This is a genomic window from uncultured Clostridium sp., assembly GCF_937920395.1.
Taxonomy (GTDB): domain Bacteria; phylum Bacillota; class Clostridia; order Clostridiales; family Clostridiaceae; genus Clostridium_AD.
This window is the reverse complement of record NZ_CALEVF010000361.1, coordinates 1-17,515: the sequence shown is the minus strand read 5'-3', so window position 1 is coordinate 17,515 and position 17,515 is coordinate 1. Positions and strand designations below refer to the sequence as shown.

Genomic DNA, 17,515 nt, shown 5'->3' with positions numbered 1-17,515 from the left:
ATTATAGAATTCATTCTTTACGAATATATGGTAAAAAACGTTATTCATTTATGACTATGATTGCTGGAATTAATATTCATCTAGATGCAAGACTTAAAGTTTCAGGTTTTAATATCTTAAGTTTATTAGGTTAACTGTTTAACAATTAAATACCTTTTTCTAAAAATCCCTACATCATGTAGGTTTGTTTGCTATGCCAATTTTTACCCCAACCGGCTCTCCGAGCATAAAATTTATAGTTCCATATGATTCTATACAAACTCTAGTTTTACATATTAGTTTCCGTGACTACTCTAATACTCCACGGTAATTTTATTACTAATATAGAATGGTAACACATTGTTAATAAGAAACAATTGATATTCACCATGAGAACGCCAGATACCTAACATAAAAAACACCTCACAATCTATTTGGTAATTAATGACACATCTCATGGTTTTCAAATTTTACCAACTATGTCAAGTGTTTTTCAATTAAATATAATAATTTTTAAAGATTTTGTTTGAAATTCTGGGGGGGAAGCATAAAAATTATCCCTCCGGGACTGAGATATATAGGGGACTTAAGGGTTTCCAAATTCACTATACAACTATAAGGGTGGATCATTTTATTTTCTTCATTTTATGATATTAAGAATATCAACAGATGACGCAAAAAATTGTAGGCAAACATGGAAGAACAATATTTTAATTATATGTGTTGTATAAAATATAGACTATTACAATTGCTATTTACACATTTTTAATAGAATTATGTAGCAGTTTGTTTTTATCAGAACAACATATAGCAGCAGTTTATATAAAATTGTTACTGCTAGGAGGTCAAATATGTATAAAGAGGAAGTTAATGAAAGGGATTATATTGAAGGTAAAAAAAATTATTATTGGCACGCCTCTGATGAGCGTGTTGTTGACGATTATTATAGTAGAGATGATGGTTTAGAGTGTGACGGACATCATTGTGAATCACACTGCAAACCACACTGCGATGTGTGTCAAACAGGAGCAACGGGAGTAACCAGAACAACTGGGGATCAGGAGTAACTGGAGCAACAGGTGCTACTGGAACGGGACTATCTGCATTTTGATATGTATACCAGGTAGGTTCTGTAGTAGTACTTGGTGGAGCTAATGTACCATTTAGTAATAATGGACCTTTATCAATTATAACACATGCACCTGGGGCCACTACAGTAACAGTCGCTGCTGCTGGTAATTACCAAATTTACTACAGCATTAATATTACTGTAGGTTTAAGTGCCCAAATTGCCATTGCAGTAAATGGAACGGTAAATGCATCTACACCGGTTGCAGCTTTGGTTTCTATTGGAGAAGTTTCTGGAGATGCTATTTTAACAATTGCAGCTGGTAGTGTTCTCACTTTACGAAATAACTCTGCTGTATCAATAACAACTGCTACTGCAATAGGATCACAATTTACTATCATTCGTGTGAGTTAGCTTTTTTAGAGGCCTCTCATTAAAAAGTATATTAAATACTACTAATGGTAAAATATTTTGTTGCTGAATTGAACTGATTTTGAGACACATTCCTATATGGTATTCATTAGGAATGTGTCTTTTTACATAAAAAATTACCTCTTAAGTGGACGCGATTTTTAGCCGTGTTGACTAAGAGGTGAAATTAAAATATAAAAATTAGAGAGTTTTTTAACTTTTGACTTTGAGTTATATAAATACAACAAGAATAAATGCCATATATTATAAAGTATCAAAAATTAGGTTCAGTATTTTCGTTTGCTATATTAAGTAAATATTTTCCGTATTGTGTTTTTATTAAAGGTTGAGATATTTTTAAGAGTTGATTTCTATCTATAAAGCCATTAAAATAAGCAATTTCTTCAATACAAGCGACATATTGCCCTTGCCTTGTTTGCACGGCTTCCACAAAATTTGCAGCATCTAAAAGTCCCCTATGGGTGCCTGTATCAAGCCAAGCCATCCCTCTACCAAGTAATTCCACTTTTAGTTTTTTCAGTTTTAAATATTCATTATTAACTGAAGTAATTTCAAGTTCGCCTCTACTCGAGGGTTTAACATTTTTAGCAATTTCTATTACATTATTATCATAAAAATACAAACCGCAAACAGCATAATTTGATTTTGGATTTTGTGGCTTTTCTTCAATTGATATTATATTATTATTTTTATCGAATTCGACTATTCCAAATTCTTTTGGATTGCTTACATGGTATCCAAAAATAGTAGCTCCTTTTTTTCTATTTGCAGCGATAATAAGTCTCTGAGTAAACCCATAACCATGAAATATATTATCACCAAGGATTAAAGCAACATTATCATGTCCTATAAATTGTTCGCCTATTATAAATGCATCAGCTAGTCCACGAGGATAAGTTTGAATAGCATACTTTATATTAAGACCTAAGAAACTACCGTCAGAAAGGAGTTCCTCAAAAGAAATTATGTCTCTAGGGGTTGAAATAATTAATATGTCTTTAATACCAGCCAGCATCAAAACAGATAATGGATAATATATCATGGGTTTATAATATATAGGTAATATCTGTTTAGATATTGATTTTGTTATTGGGTAAAGACGTGTGCCAGATCCTCCTGCTAGAATAATACCTTTCATATTTTTGCCTCCTGAAGAAGTCTATCTTTATTAATATATTATAGTTAGTACAAATTAGTGCAACCCATTATTTTAGATAATTTTTTATTTTAAGGTATAGCTATGCACTTTCTATTTGCTTTTTACATAAAGTATACAGTAAATATAAAGAAAATTTTCTTTGATTAATTATGGGGTGAAATTTAATGAAAGTAGTAATACTTTGTGGTGGTAAAGGAACACGTATGAGAGAGGAAACAGAATACCGGCCAAAGCCTTTAGTTGAGATTGGTGGTAAACCAATTTTGTGGCATATAATGAAAAACTATTCAAACTATTGATTTAATGATTTTATTTTATGCGTTGGATACAAAGGAGAAATGATAAAGCAATATTTTATGGACATGTACTGGAGAAATAATGATTTTACTTTGCATTTAGGTGGAGATAGAAAATTAGAATACCATACAAAGGAAGAGGAGAACTGGAATATTACTATTGTTGACACAGGTATTGAAACACTGAAGGGAGGTAGATTAAAACAAATAGAAAAATATATAGATGATGAAGAATTTATGCTTACCTATGGAGATGGGTTAAGCAATGTAAATATCTTAGAACTTTTAGAATTCCATAGAAGAAAAGGTAAAATAGGAACACTTACAGGGGTCAATCCTCTTTCAACTTTTGGTGTTATGGAAGTTGAAGATGAAGATGTTAAGTCCTTTATAGAAAAACCGGTTTTAAAAGACAAAGTGAATGGCGGGTTTATGGTATTTAATAAGGAAGTGTTTAAATATCTACCCAGTGAAGATTGTTTTCTTGAGCAAGAACCTATAAGAAATCTTGCAAAAGATAAACAACTTTCTGTTTATGATCATAAGGGATTCTGGGTTGCTATAGATACTATAAAAGATGTTCAAACCGTAAATAAGTTATGGGATAAAGGAGAGCATTTATGGAGCATACCAGAGTAGATTTGTTTAATAACTTTTACAAGAATAAAAGAGTTCTAATTACTGGACATACAGGGTTTAAAGGCTCATGGCTTTCAATTTGGCTTAATATATTAGGAGCAACAGTTATAGGATTTTCACTTGATCCATATACGATGGATGATAATTTTGTTGTTAGCAAATTAAAAGATAAGATCATAGATGTTAGAGGTGATATTAGAGATTATAACAAGATTCTAGAGACTTTTAATATATATAAGCCAGAAATCGTTTTTCATTTAGCAGCGCAGGCATTAGTGAAAGAGTCTTATGAGAATCCTAAAGAGACTTATGAGACAAATGTAATGGGAACCTTAAACGTACTTGAATGCATTAAAAATTCACCTAGCGTTAAAGTTTCCGTTATGGTAACTACAGATAAATGTTACAAAAATATGGAACAAATATGGGGATATAGAGAAAATGATCCTATGGGTGGATATGATCCTTATAGTTCTAGCAAAGGATGCGCCGAAATACTTATAGATTCCTATAGAAATTCTTTTATTAATCCTAAAGATTATAAAAATCACGGCAAAGCTATAGCATCTGTTCGAGCTGGTAATGTTATTGGGGGTGGCGATTGGTCAAAGGATAGAGTAATTCCAGATAGCATAAGGGCATTAAAAAATAATAAAGATATTGAAATTAGAAATCCAAATTCAGTTAGGCCTTGGCAACATGTCCTTGAGCCCTTAAGTGGATATTTATTGCTTGCGTCAATGATGTATGAAGATGGTATTAGTTATTGTAGTGGTTGGAATTTTGGACCAGATGATTATTCAATAATTTCTGTGAAAATTGTTGTAGATATAATAATTAAGCAGTGGGGATCTGGTAAATGCATAGATATATCAAGCATTAATGCACCTCATGAGGCAAATTTATTGAAACTAGATTGTACAAAGGCAAAAACTTATCTTAAATGGACACCAAAATTAAATATAGATGAGGCAATAAAGTTAACAGTAGATTGGTATAAAAATAATAGTGATAAAGATATGTTTGATCTTTGTGTTGATCAAATAGAAAGTTATTGCAATAAGTTAGTTATAGAGGAAAGGTAAAATGGAAAAAAGTGTACTAATTACAGGTGCTAGTGGATTTGTAGGGTCTTGTTTAGTTAGAAGGTTACTTAAAGAAAACTATAAAATTCATATATTAGCGAGAGATAGTATCAAATTATGGAGACTCCGAGATATATTAAAGGATATAGAAACGCACAAGGTAGATTTGCTAAATAGTGATGCGGTAGCTAAGTTAGCTAGTAATATCAGTATAGATAAAGTATACCACTTAGCAACTTATGGAGGGTATCATTATCAAAAGAATGTAGAAGATGTGATAAATACTAATATTATTGGGACATTTAATTTATTTAAAGAATTTACTAAAAAGAGTTTAGAAATGTTTATAAATACTAGTACCTCATCTGAATATGGAGAAAAGTTTGAGCCAATGAGAGAGGATATGAGTGTTCTTCCTAATAATATGTATGGAGCAAGTAAGGCAGCTGGGACTATATTGTGTAGCTCTTATGCGAAAACTAATAATATACCATTGGTTACCCTTAGATTGTTTTCACCATATGGATATTATGATGCTAAAACTAGATTAATACCTACAGTTATTATGGCTTGTCTTCTAGGACAAGAAATTAAATTATCCCATAAAGATTCAAAGAGAGATTTCATATTTATAGATGATGTTCTTGATGCATATATAGACTCAAGCAAGCAAGCAAACTCTTATGGAGAAATATTTAATATAGGAAGTGGAATACAGTATACAATGGATGAAATTGTAAGTAATATAATCAATTTAACTGGGAAGGATGTAAATGTTCACTTTGAAAACAATTTGGATAGGCAATATGAACCACAAATGTGGGTTAGTGATATTAAAAAAGACAATGAAAAACTAAACTGGAAACCTAAAGTTGAAATAAAAGTGGGACTAAATAATACAATAGAATGGTTTAAAGATAATTTACAATTTTATAGGTAGGTGGTAAATACTATGAAGTTATCAGATTATATTGTGCAGTTTTTAAAAGATAATGGAGTTACAACAGTCTTTGGATATCAAGGAGGAGCTATAACTCATTTTGTCGATTCTGTATATAAAGCAGATGGGATTAAATTTATATCTAATTATCATGAACAAGCTTCAGCCTTTGCAGCTGAGGGTTATGCAAGAGTTAGTGGAAATATAGGAGTATGTACAGCAACTAGTGGTCCAGGTGCCACAAATTTAATAACAGGAATAGGAAGTGCATTTTTTGATTCTATTCCTTGTTTGTATATAACGGGTCAAGTTAATACCTATGAATATAAAAGGTCAAAAGATATAAGGCAAGAGGGATTTCAAGAAACTGATATAGTAAGCATAATAGAGCCTATAACAAAGTATGCTGTTATGATTACAGATTCAAAAAAAATTAAATTTTATTTAGAAAAGGCAATTTATTTAGCAAAAGAAGGTAGGTCAGGGCCGGTTTTATTAGATTTACCAATGGATATGCAACGTGCGGAAATTAATCCTGAAGAGCTAATAAGTTTTTATGAATCAGATGAATATGGATTAATAATAAATGATAAAGTTGACTTAAGGGATGTTAATGAATTAATAGAACTGATAAAAAACAGTAAAAGACCTATGATACTTGCAGGTGGAGGTATAAGACTTGCAAATGCAAGTGAAAACATTGAAAAACTCATTGAGATAACTGGCATCCCTGTAGCTTGCACCTTAATGGGAATAGATTGTATCAATCACAATCACGCATGTTACGTTGGGTATATGGGATCATATGGAAATAGGTATTCAAATTTAGCAGTTGCGAATTGTGATTTACTAATAGTTCTAGGGTCAAGATTAACTTCGAGACAGACAAGTTCTATAACTGATAGTTTCGCAAGAGAGGCTAAAATAGTTCATGTAGATATAGATAAAAATGAGCTTAATATAAAGGTAAAGGAAGTTTTAAGTATAAAATGTGACCTAAATTTATTTATAAGTGAATTAAATAATTCTTTATCAAAATTTGATTATAAATTTGATTTTACTTCTTGGATTGATAAAATAAACAACTATAAAACAATGTATCCATCATATGAATATCATAAGGATACAAATGAAATAGATCCTAACGAGTTCATGAATAAAATAAGTGAAATGTTACATCCAAATTCCATAATATGTTTAGATATAGGGCAAAATCAAATTTGGGCATCTCAATCTTTGAAACTGAAAAAGAGTCAAAGATTATTAAATGCAGGTGGAATGGGACCAATGGGTTTTGGGTTACCAGCTGCTATAGGAGCCTGGTATGCGAGGTCGAATTATAAAGTAGTTACAATTACTGGTGATGGTGGTATTCAAATGAATATTCAAGAGCTACAAACCATTGCGAGGGAAAAGATACCTATAAAAATTATTATTATGAACAATAAGGCATTAGGTATGATTAGACATTTTCAGGAAATGTATTTTGAATCAAATTATTATGGAACTATAGAGGGATATTCTGCTGCAAATTTTATGAAAATCAGTGAGGCTTACGGCATAAAATTACTTAAAATAAGTAATGAAAGTCAAATGAATGAATTAAAAGAAAAGTTGAATGATGATCAAAGTTATGTTATAGAAGTGGAACTTAAAAATATAACTTACGTAGTTCCCAAATTAGGTATGGGTAGACCGATTGAAGATCAAGAACCTCTTTTAGGTAGAAATCAGCTTGAAGAAAACATGATAATTGATATGTATAAGTCTTAACAAGGGGTGATTAATATTAAAGATGAAAACATAATAAGAGATGAAATTTTGGAAAAGGTAAAAGAGCTATATAAGCTTCGTGAAGAGAAAAAAAATTTATACCAGGTAAAACAAAGGTGAATTATGCAAGGCGTGTGTATGATGAAAATGAAATGGTAGCAGTTGTAGATTCGGTATTAGATTTTTGGTTAACACTTGGAGTAAAGGGCCGAGAGTTTTGTGATAGCTTTTCAAGATACATTGGTGCAAAGTATTGTTTAGTTACTAATTCTGGCTCGTCAGCTAATTTAATTGCAGTTTCTGTGCTTTGTTCTAAAACAATAAAAAACCCTATGAAGGTTTGCGATGAGGTAATAACAACTGCAATGACTTTTCCGACTACGCTAAATCCAATAATTCAAAATGGGTTAATACCTGTATTTGTAGACATAGAAGAAGACACATATAATATTGATGCCTCAAAAATAGAAGCGGCAATAACTGATAAAACGAGAGCTATAGTTTTTGCTCATACCTTAGGTAATCCAGCTGAGATGGATAAGATAATGGATATAGCAAAAAGGCATAACCTATACGTAGTAGAGGATACTTGTGATGCACTAGATTCAAGTTATGATGGAAAACTTTGTGGGACATTTGGTGATTTCTCAACTAATAGCTTTTATGCAGCTCATCATATTACAATGGGTGAGGGTGGCGCAATATGTACAAATTCTAATGAGTTATATAAAGCAGCACTTTCTATAAGAGATTGGGGGAGGGCATGTTTTTGTCAAACTGGTGAAGTTAGTGGTAAAGGTGCTTGCGGACATAGGTTTGATTATAAGTTTGATGGTCTGCCAGATGGTTATGATCATAAATACGTTTATAATAATATAGGATATAACTTAAAACCATTAGATATACAGTGTGCAATGGGAATTGAGCAACTTAAAAAACTTCCTGAGTTTACGAAGGTAAGAAAAAATAATTTTAAAAGGTTGTATGAATGTTTTAAAAAATATGAAGATGTGTTTATATTGCCAAGGTCTTTACCTAAAGCAGACCCATCTTGGTTTGCAATACCAATTACGATAAGAGAAACTGCTTGGCTTTCTAAAAAAGATTTTGTTACTTATCTTGAATCAAAACTTATAGAAACAAGAATGTTATTTGCTGGAAATATCCTAAAACAGCCAGGGTACAAGGATATAAAGCACAGAATATCAGGAGATTTAAAATATACAGATGGCGTTCTTGAGAGGACATTTTTCCTAGGTGTATATCCAGGTATAACAAAAGAAAAATTAGAGTATATGATAAAAAGCATAGATAGTTTCTTCGAAAATAATATAAAATGAGATAAAGCTTACCTGTATAAAATGGACCCTATGTCAAGGACATTTTATACAGGTAAGCTTTTTTTAGTGATTTATATCAAATATTTACTTTTAGATTTTTCTATTCTCTAATACATTTTTTATGTCAGCATCACTTCGAGTTCTAATCCATTTACCAGTATTAGTATCATACATTTTAATTATTGTAGCGGGGCTTCCAGCAGCAATGCTGTAATCGGGGATACTTTTTGTAACAAAACTGTTAGCAGCAATAACGCAGCCACGTCCAATATGGACATCTCCGACAATTGATGCATTTACACCTATCCATGAACCTTCTCCAATTACTATTTTATTTGTTATTGAAGTTATTCCTTGATGCATAATAGGAATTCCTATACTCTCATAATTGTGACTACAGTCTGAAATATATACATTAGGTGCAATTATAACATTTTTTTCAATAGTACCTTTGTTAGCTATAGAAATTGTAAAACGACTTCCTATTTGGCACCCGTCTTCTATAACAATTTTAGGTGAATTATTATTCTCATATGAACAAATATTAAGCCAACAATTATCTTTTATAAAGGTGCCAGTTCCGATACTTGTATAACTAAAATTACTTATTTTATAATCTTCTAGGATTGTAGAATTGATTCCAAAACCGTAAAATAATTTTGATAGTGGGCTATTAGTAATAATTGCAGGTTCTCCCATAAAATTTTGCCTCCATATTTATAATATACTAAATTATACAGCAGTTCTTTTATAATAATCTCTGTTTGCAATTACAGCGGCCGACTTAGGTTTAAACTGTGCAGCTTTATCATTATATTTAATTGACTCATCTCTATTGCCTAATCTGTCATAGCAAACAGAAAGCTGTATATTGGGTATATAACCCCAGAAATCATGGGATATAAAACCCCAGCCATTAATTGGCTTAGTAAGCTCTGATGCAATTATATACCAGACAATAGCACTTTTATAGTCTCCAGATTCAAAATAATAAGTCCCTATATTACAGCATATCTCAGCCCTTGGAGTATCATATTCAAAGCTCCTAAGTAATATTTTAAGCATACTTTCTTTATCCCCTACAATGTTATAACACTTAGAAAGATCAAAACAGGCACTTATATTATCTTCTAACCAGCCTTGTTTTGTGTCTAAAAATTTATTGAAATATTTTATAGCATCTTCAATAAAACCATTTTGAAATAATTCCCTTGAATAATAGAAAAGCCCTCTTGGACTCAAAGTTTTTCCCTCAGATAATAATCCTTTATAGATGGATATATTTCTACCTTTTACAGCTGAGTGTTCTTTTCTATGTGTTATGCAAATATCTAGGCTTTTAATGTTCCCTCCCATTATTAGGCATTCATGAACAGGCTCCGACCATTTAGAATTATTTGTACGTTTTGATAAGCGTTCTCTAAAATAGGATAGCGTAACTGTCCCATTTGCATCAAAGCCTACGTTATACATTAGCATTACATTATCTACATCTAGAGTTAAGTCTTGCTTAAGTTGTTTGAATTTTTTTATATCTTCGTCCAGTATCACGTCATCTGCATCTAGCCAAAGAATAAAGTCCATTTTGGCTTTAGAATAAGAATAATTTCTAGCGGCAGAAAAATCATTTATCCACTTAAAATCAAATACTTTGTGTGTATATTGCTTTGCAATTTTTTTTGTCTTATCAGTTGATCCAGTATCTACTATAATTATTTCGTCAACAATATCTTTAACACACTCAAGGCACCTAACTAAAACATCTTCCTCATTTTTTACAATCATGCATAAACTAATAGTTACCATATAAACCTCCTAAAAAAAATCTACACTATATAATATGCTATGGTTTAAAATCGGAACCATATTTATTGATATTAAATATACTTTTAGGAGCATGCGAGGTACATTTTTAAATATAAAGAATATTATGTAATTGGAGCGTAATTAATAAAATATAAGACAAACATGTATAAATAATAGACTATAAAATAAAAATGAGGAGTTGATATATATGGCTAATTCAATTGTTTTTTCTGATATATCTAAAGAGTTAAATAACGGTTCAAAAAAATTTAAACAAGAGAATAATCATAATAGTATAAGAAACAAATTAAAATTAGTATTTTTTGTTAAGCAAGGTGTTGATAGTTTTCTTTGCGGTATTATTGATGCCTTATCTAAGGAATATGAGGTCAAGAAAATTATAGTAACAGAATATAGGCAGATAGATGAGGGGATGTTGTGGGCTGATATTTGCTGGTTTGAGTGGTGTGATGAATTAATATCATATGGAAGTAAATTAGAGCTCGCGAAATTAAAGATCATTATATGCAGGCTTCATAGTTATGAAGCCTTTACTGATTATATTCATAATGTTAGTTGGAATAATGTGGACAAAGTTATTTTTGTTGCTGAGCATATTAAAGATAATGTGTTAAAAAAAGTAGATATAGATAAAGATAAAGTTAAAGTTATATATAATGGTATAAATTTGGATAAGTTCAAATTCAAAGAAAGAAAAAAAGGATTTAATATAGCATATGTAGGTTATATTAATTTTAAGAAGGGACCAATGTTATTACTTCATACTTTTAAAGCCATATTTGATATAGATTCAAGATATAAATTATATATAGCAGGTGAATATCAGGAAGAAAGATATGCTTTGTATTTTCAGCAAATGATTAAAGAAATGGGATTACAAAACAATGTAATATATGATGGATGGCAAGATGATATTAATAAATGGTTAGATGATAAAAATTATATTTTATGTACAAGTGTATTAGAAGGTAACCCAATAGGTGTTATGGAGGCAATGGCAAGAGGAATTAAACCTTTAATACACAATTTTGTAGGAGCTAAGTTACAGTTTGATAAATATGTTTGGAATAGTATTGATGAATGTCTTGAAATGGTAAATTCAAATGAATACAACTCTAAAGAATATAAAGATTATATTGTCAATAACTATTCATTAGAAAAACAAATAACTTCAATTAAAAACGTTATTAAAAATCTAAAAAAAAAAGATAATATAATAGATGTTGTTAAAGAATTTTTAAACAAAAAAAGACAAAGTGAAGTTAATTTGGATGATTTCACTTTGTTAATTACTTTATTTAATCGTGTTACGATATTAAATGATGATATATTAAGTGAATTTAAGTTTGGGATTCAAGATAAAGTAATTGTAGATGATCACTCAACAGAGGATATTGAAGAATTAACTGTTATTATGAAAAATAGAGAAAGTTTAGGTGTTAAAAACATATTAACTCATGAAAATAACAAAGGGTTAGCAGCATCAAGAGATACAGGATTTAAAAATATAAAAACTCGAAATACAATTGTTTTAGATGATGATGATATGCTTTTATGTATAGATGAAAATTCTATGGAGAAAGATTACAACAGATTAAAACAAGATTCAGTAATTGTAATACCAAGATATATAATAAATTTATATGATAATGGAAAGTTAGAAATAGGGTATGATAGGAAATCATATAACGAGTTGGAAGCTAAGGATGTTTTGAAAGACATTACAATAACCTCAGAGGTAAGGGCACTTTTAGCTGGATCAATATCAAGCACAAAAAAATTATTAAAATGTAACCCAAATAGTATATTTATAGTATCAGAAGATTTTATGACTTTAATAAGGATGTTTGCTAGTAATTTGGATAAAAAAGTTGTTGTTTCAAATAATTATGTTCATGTTAGAAGAATTAGTTGCAATACCTTAAGTAGAACAATTAATCAGAAAAAACTAGTATTAGGTTTAATATCGCAAACCGTTGGGTGTTATTATTGCATTAAAAATAATATCTTAAGTGTGGAAGATGTTTTTAATTATATGAGAAAAAGAGGAAATTTACTTCAAGAAATTTATAAATATGGTGAACAGTTTGTATGCGAAATGATTTTTTATTTAAATGATGAAATTGAAGAAGAAACTTTTGTAAAATATTTAAACATTTTAGATATAAAAATTGAAAGGTCTGTTTATGAAATATGTGTAGAAATAAATTTAATGAAAAAGCTTATTGGTAGTAAGAAAAACGACCTTGTTGTTTTAACACAACATCAAAACCTACCTAAGGTGAGTATTATTATTACTACATTTAACAGAAAAAATTTCTTACAACAAGCGATAAATAGTGTTATTAAACAAGATTATGCTAATATGGAGATAATTATTTTTGATGATTGTTCAAATTATGATATAGATGAAGTGAAGATACTTTAACAGTACCATTGGTAAGTGAGGATAATGTTCCCCCAGTTATTGATGATACTTTTATGGTTCCATTTGTAATTGAAGTAACTGTTGCCTTAACAGTACCGTTGGTTAATGAAGAAACCTTTACAGTACCGTTTGTTAATGAGGATAACGTTCCACCAGTAAATGATGATATTTTTACGGTACCATTTGTTAAAGAAGTTATAGAAGCAACTTTGACAGTACCATTTGTAATTGAAGATATTGATTCAACAGTAACAGTACCGCTTGTTAATGAAGAGACCTTTACTGTACCACTTGTTATTGAAGATAATGTTCCACCAGCTAATGAAGATACTTTAACAGTACCACTGGTAATTGAAGACAAGGTTCCACCAGTAAATGAAGAAATTTTAACAGTACCACTAGTAATAGATGTAACGGTTGCTTTTACAGTACCACTCGTTATTGATGATATTTGTCCAACAATAACTAATTCACCGTTGCTATTTACACTAAGGGCTTTATAACCTGTGCCATCAAAACCGAACACAGCAGATTTAAGTTGTTCTGCGGAATTTTGGAATACTATGCTATTAGCCAAAGTTTTCCACTCCTTAATTTTATTAAACTTATAGATATATTTAAGTTCGATACATTATATGTATATATTGAATAAAGGGTGTTTGTGAAATACAGAAGTAACAAGAAACAGTGTTTAAAGCCTATTATAAAACAAAATAAGAATAACTAATGTAGCAAAAAATAAAATAGCTTCATATAATACAATGTAAAAGGGAGAAAAAAAGGTTTCAACATAGTTTTAGGTGATGCAATCTTTGCGTAAGAAGCGTTAAAAGGCGGTGAAATAATTGGAAACATATATCATAAAACCTAAAGTAGAATTTGTTAACGTTGTGTCAAATCAGAGACAGAAGAATTTATCTAATCGTCAAGTTATGCGTATAGGAAGGTATGATGAAAGGAATAAATATAGAGTCTTATTTAATATTCCTATAAATGAAATCCCTGCAGATGCAGAAATATTAAGTGCAAAGCTTTTTATAAATATTATAGACGTAGAAGGACGATATTTAAATAAACTCACACCATACCCAATAATAGAAGGTTGGAGTATAGACACTGTTAACTGGTGTAACCAACCTAAATTTAGTAAAGATAAGTGTGATCAAAATGTGAATATAAAAACAAAACCACAATATATATTTGAAATAACTACGATAATTCAAATTTTTAGCACTAAGTGTTAGAGGATGGGATAAAGGAATGATTGAAAATAGAAAAACTTCAATAATAATTTTAACTTACAACAATCTTGCTTACAATCACATTTGCATTGATAGTATAAGGAAATATACTAAAGAGAATACCTATGAAATAATTGTTGTGGATAACAATTCTACTGATGGAACAAGAGAGTGGCTTAAAAAGCAGAAGGATATAGTGGCTATTTTAAATGATGAAAATGTAGGATTCCCAAAAGGATGTAATATTGGAATAGAGGCAGCAGGAAAAGAAAATGATATTCTATTTTTAAATAATGATACTGTAGTTACTCCAAGGTGGCTTGATAACCTTAAAACATGTATATATAGTGATGATAAAATTGGAGGAGTTGCATCTATAACTAATAATTGTTCTAATTATCAGTCTATAAGTGTTCCTTATATTGATGTTAAGGATATTATTCCATTTGCTGAGGCTAATAATATTTCAAATCCAAATAAATGGGAAGAAAAGGCTAGACTTGTTGCATTTTGTATGCTTATAAAGAGAGAGGTTCTTAATAAAATTGGAATTATGGATGAAAGGTTTTCGCCTGGAAATTTTGAAGATGATGATTTATGCATGAGAATTATAGAAGAGGGTTACAAATTGATGCTTTGTAATGATAGCTTTATACATCATTTTGGTAGTTCATCTTTTAAAAAAGATTATACTAAATTTAGTAATATTCTAGCTGTAAATCGTAAGAAACTTGAAGATAAGTGGGGGTTTAACTCTAATACTAGTAGCATAGTAAGATTCGACATAATAGAACGTATAAATGAGCCAAAAGAAGATGAATTAAATGTTCTCGAATTTGATTGTGGACTAGGGGCAACACTACTTAAATTAAAATATAAGTACCCTAATTCAAAGATATATGGTATAGAGACAGATTCTAATATATCAAGGCTAGGTAAGAAAATTCTAGAAATAATGACTGAGGATTTTGAAAAAGATTATAAAATGAAATTTAAAAAAGATAAAACAGATTTTTTTGATTATATAATTCTTGGAAATAGACTGCAACAAAGTAAAAATCCTTGGAAACTCTTGAATGAAGTGAAAAAATTTTTAAAACCTGGAGGATATGTAATTGCTACGATTCCAAACGTAATGCATTACTCAGTTATAAAGGGTTTATTAAGTGGAAGTTTTATGTATGATAAAAATCAGCTTTTAGATAGAAGTAATAATAAGTTTTTTACTTTAAAAGATATATATAAAATATTTGAAGAGTGTGGGTATATTAATCCATTTGTGTTTCATTATTATAATGAATTAGCACCAGAAGACGATAAATTATTAGATAATATTTGTAGCATTGTGGGACCTGAGATGAAAGGGTTTTTCTTATCTTATGAGTATGTGGCTAAGTTCCAGAAAAGTTTATAGTGTTTTGTATTGAAAAAGTAACAGTACCTAGGAACTATTACTTCCTATGCTCCATATGATGAATTGTATGAAAATCATAATTCAAAAGGAGAAGGTTATTTATGGAAGTACTGGTCACCGGGGGAGCCGGTTATATTGGAAGTCATACTTGTGTGGAACTATTAAATTCAGGATATGAAGTTATAGTTGTAGACAATTTTTCTAATAGTAAAGCAGAATCATTAAAAAGAGTTCAAGAAATAACGGGAAAATATTTGAAATTTTATGAGATAGATATTTCGGATAAACTTGATTTAGAAAAAGTTTTTTCTGAAAACAATATAGAAGTCGTTATTCATTTCGCTGGATTTAAGGCTGTAGGTGAATCTATAAAAATACCAATTTTATATTATCATAATAACATTACAGGAACGCTTGTACTTTGTGAAGTAATGAAAAGGTATAATGTAAAAAAATTAGTATTTAGTTCTTCTGCAACTGTATATGGAATGCCAAAGACTGTTCCTATTAGTGAAGATTTTCCACTAAATGTTACTAATCCTTATGGTAGAACTAAGTTAATGATAGAAAAAATACTTCAAGATATATATGCATCAGATAAACAGTGGGGTGTAGCTATATTAAGATATTTTAATCCTATTGGTGCTCATGAAAGTGGAAGGATAGGTGAAGATCCAAGAGGAATACCAAATAATTTGATGCCATTTATAACTCAAGTTGCAGTTGGCAAAAGAGATAAATTAAGTATATTTGGTGGTAATTATGCCACACATGATGGCACCGGAGTTAGGGACTATATTCATGTTATAGACCTTGCTAAGGGCCATTTAAAAGCTTTAGAAAAGATTATGAAAAGTAGTGGTATCGAGCCTTATAATCTTGGAACTGGAATAGGGTATAGTGTTTTAGATTTGATTATAAACTTTGAAAAGGTTACAAATAAAAAGATACCATATGTAATATCGCATCCTAGATTGGGAGATATAGCGGAGTGTTATGCTAATCCTTTAAAAGCAAAAACTATTTTAAAGTGGAGTGCACAAAAAAACATTCAAGATATGTGCCTTGATGCTTGGCGCTGGCAAATGAATAACCCGAATGGATACTAGGAAGATTAGGGAAGGAAATGATAATTAAAATGAAAAAAAATTTCACGTTATACTGGCCCAGCTTTGTTGAGACAGAATTATGTAAAGATTTAGGCATAATTACTATGATATTTAGTAAATATTTAAACTATAACAGTTCAATTTTATGTAATAAAAAAAAAAAAATTATGATGAAGTAACAAAGGAAAATATAAAAATGATTTACCTGGTTGATGATGCCACAATTAATAATGCTTTGGAAAATACAGATGTCCTTTTACTTATAGGTTATTATGATTTTAATTTATTAATGATAGAAAAATATAAATCAATTAATCCAAAAGGAAAAGTTTATCTAAAACTTGACTTAAATATACATTGGTTAAGAAGAATAGTGCTTGGTCAGAAAAATACTGATTTACTGAATCAATGTACTCTTATTTCTGTAGAATGTAAAAATCTTAAAAAAACACTCTATGAAAATTGGCCAGTAAAAATTAAATATATACCAAATGGGTATTATAACACTGGTATTACTAAAAATATAGAATTTAAAGAGAAAGAAAATACAATCATTACGGTCGGAAGATTAGGAACTTATGAAAAAGCTACAGAAGTTTTACTTGAGGCATTTAAATTAGCGGCGCCAAATCTAACAAATTGGAAGTTAAAACTTATTGGGAGTATAGAACCATATTTTCAATCATATATTGATAATTTTATAGAGAATAATCCACAATTAAAAGACCAAATTATTTTCACAGGAAGAATTAATGATAGAAAATTAATTGAGGAAGAATATAAA

The 17,515-nt window shown here is 29.9% G+C and carries 17 protein-coding genes; 13 read left to right on the top strand and 4 right to left on the bottom strand.

The features are described from left to right. Positions 1-830: 830 nt before the first annotated feature. Together Q0649_RS21210 and Q0649_RS21205 are read left to right on the top strand one after the other, a co-directional pair. Positions 831-1,046 carry a hypothetical protein gene (locus Q0649_RS21210; RefSeq protein WP_298846589.1) on the top strand — a complete coding sequence of 72 codons (216 nt, stop codon included), beginning with the start codon at positions 831-833 and terminating at the stop codon, positions 1,044-1,046. A 119-nt stretch (positions 1,047-1,165) separates the two neighbouring features. Further along, on the top strand, positions 1,166-1,462 hold the full coding sequence (locus Q0649_RS21205) for a BclA C-terminal domain-containing protein (protein WP_367179432.1): 297 nt from the start codon (positions 1,166-1,168) through the stop codon (positions 1,460-1,462). A gap of 271 nt (positions 1,463-1,733) precedes the next feature. Here Q0649_RS21205 and rfbA read toward each other — a convergent pair whose 3' ends face one another. Then, the gene (gene rfbA, locus Q0649_RS21200; RefSeq protein ID WP_298846587.1) at positions 1,734-2,618 is read right to left on the bottom strand and encodes a glucose-1-phosphate thymidylyltransferase RfbA; all 885 of its coding nucleotides are present in this window, start codon (positions 2,616-2,618) and stop codon (positions 1,734-1,736) included. Between the two features lie 185 nt (positions 2,619-2,803). On the opposite strand from rfbA, the gene Q0649_RS23120 reads away from it, so the two are divergent. The 6 genes from Q0649_RS23120 to rfbH all read left to right on the top strand — a co-directional run bounded on the left by Q0649_RS23120 (position 2,804) and on the right by rfbH (position 8,712). Continuing rightward, on the top strand, positions 2,804-2,938 hold the full coding sequence (locus Q0649_RS23120) for an NTP transferase domain-containing protein (RefSeq protein ID WP_367179431.1): 135 nt from the start codon (positions 2,804-2,806) through the stop codon (positions 2,936-2,938). Between the two features lie 39 nt (positions 2,939-2,977). Continuing rightward, positions 2,978-3,574, top strand: a complete 597-nt coding sequence (locus tag Q0649_RS21195; protein WP_367179430.1) for a sugar phosphate nucleotidyltransferase — start codon at positions 2,978-2,980, stop codon at positions 3,572-3,574. Then, a complete protein-coding gene (rfbG, locus tag Q0649_RS21190; protein WP_298846584.1) occupies positions 3,556-4,659 on the top strand; it encodes a CDP-glucose 4,6-dehydratase in 1,104 nt (367 codons plus the stop codon). Before Q0649_RS21195 ends, rfbG begins: the two co-directional genes overlap by 19 nt. Before the next feature lies 1 nt (position 4,660). Next, a complete protein-coding gene (locus Q0649_RS21185; RefSeq protein WP_298846582.1) occupies positions 4,661-5,599 on the top strand; it encodes an NAD(P)-dependent oxidoreductase in 939 nt (312 codons plus the stop codon). A gap of 12 nt (positions 5,600-5,611) precedes the next feature. Further along, positions 5,612-7,372, top strand: a complete 1,761-nt coding sequence (locus Q0649_RS21180) for a thiamine pyrophosphate-binding protein (RefSeq protein ID WP_298846579.1) — start codon at positions 5,612-5,614, stop codon at positions 7,370-7,372. A gap of 134 nt (positions 7,373-7,506) precedes the next feature. Next, the gene (gene rfbH / locus Q0649_RS21175) at positions 7,507-8,712 is read left to right on the top strand and encodes a lipopolysaccharide biosynthesis protein RfbH (protein WP_298846574.1); all 1,206 of its coding nucleotides are present in this window, start codon (positions 7,507-7,509) and stop codon (positions 8,710-8,712) included. A gap of 90 nt (positions 8,713-8,802) precedes the next feature. On the opposite strand, the gene Q0649_RS21170 is transcribed toward rfbH, so the two are convergent. Together Q0649_RS21170 and Q0649_RS21165 are read right to left on the bottom strand one after the other, a co-directional pair. Beyond that, the gene (locus tag Q0649_RS21170) at positions 8,803-9,411 is read right to left on the bottom strand and encodes a DapH/DapD/GlmU-related protein (RefSeq protein WP_298846571.1); all 609 of its coding nucleotides are present in this window, start codon (positions 9,409-9,411) and stop codon (positions 8,803-8,805) included. Positions 9,412-9,444: 33 nt separating this feature from the next. Beyond that, positions 9,445-10,518 carry a glycosyltransferase gene (locus Q0649_RS21165; RefSeq protein ID WP_298846568.1) on the bottom strand — a complete coding sequence of 358 codons (1,074 nt, stop codon included), beginning with the start codon at positions 10,516-10,518 and terminating at the stop codon, positions 9,445-9,447. Between the two features lie 208 nt (positions 10,519-10,726). Between Q0649_RS21165 and Q0649_RS21160 the strand changes: the two genes are divergently transcribed. Continuing rightward, positions 10,727-12,967, top strand: coding sequence for a glycosyltransferase (locus tag Q0649_RS21160; protein ID WP_298846565.1), 2,241 nt, complete (start codon positions 10,727-10,729; stop codon positions 12,965-12,967). Here the strand turns inward: Q0649_RS21160 and Q0649_RS21155 are convergent. Next, a complete protein-coding gene (locus Q0649_RS21155; protein WP_298846563.1) occupies positions 12,915-13,544 on the bottom strand; it encodes a hypothetical protein in 630 nt (209 codons plus the stop codon). The genes Q0649_RS21160 and Q0649_RS21155 overlap by 53 nt on opposite strands. Before the next feature lie 268 nt (positions 13,545-13,812). Here Q0649_RS21155 and Q0649_RS21150 point away from each other — a divergent pair, with 268 nt between their 5' ends. The 4 genes from Q0649_RS21150 to Q0649_RS21135 all read left to right on the top strand — a co-directional run. After that, the gene (locus tag Q0649_RS21150) at positions 13,813-14,211 is read left to right on the top strand and encodes a DNRLRE domain-containing protein (protein WP_298846561.1); all 399 of its coding nucleotides are present in this window, start codon (positions 13,813-13,815) and stop codon (positions 14,209-14,211) included. 16 nt (positions 14,212-14,227) lie between these two features. After that, positions 14,228-15,622: a glycosyltransferase gene (locus Q0649_RS21145; protein WP_298846558.1), complete on the top strand. Its 1,395-nt coding sequence runs from the start codon at positions 14,228-14,230 to the stop codon at positions 15,620-15,622. Positions 15,623-15,723: 101 nt separating this feature from the next. After that, positions 15,724-16,731 (top strand): UDP-glucose 4-epimerase GalE, encoded by a 1,008-nt coding sequence (gene galE, locus Q0649_RS21140; RefSeq protein WP_298846554.1) that lies wholly within the window; start codon positions 15,724-15,726, stop codon positions 16,729-16,731. Between the two features lie 196 nt (positions 16,732-16,927). Beyond that, the coding region (locus Q0649_RS21135; protein ID WP_298846551.1) for a glycosyltransferase at positions 16,928-17,515 on the top strand (588 nt) is incomplete at its 3' end.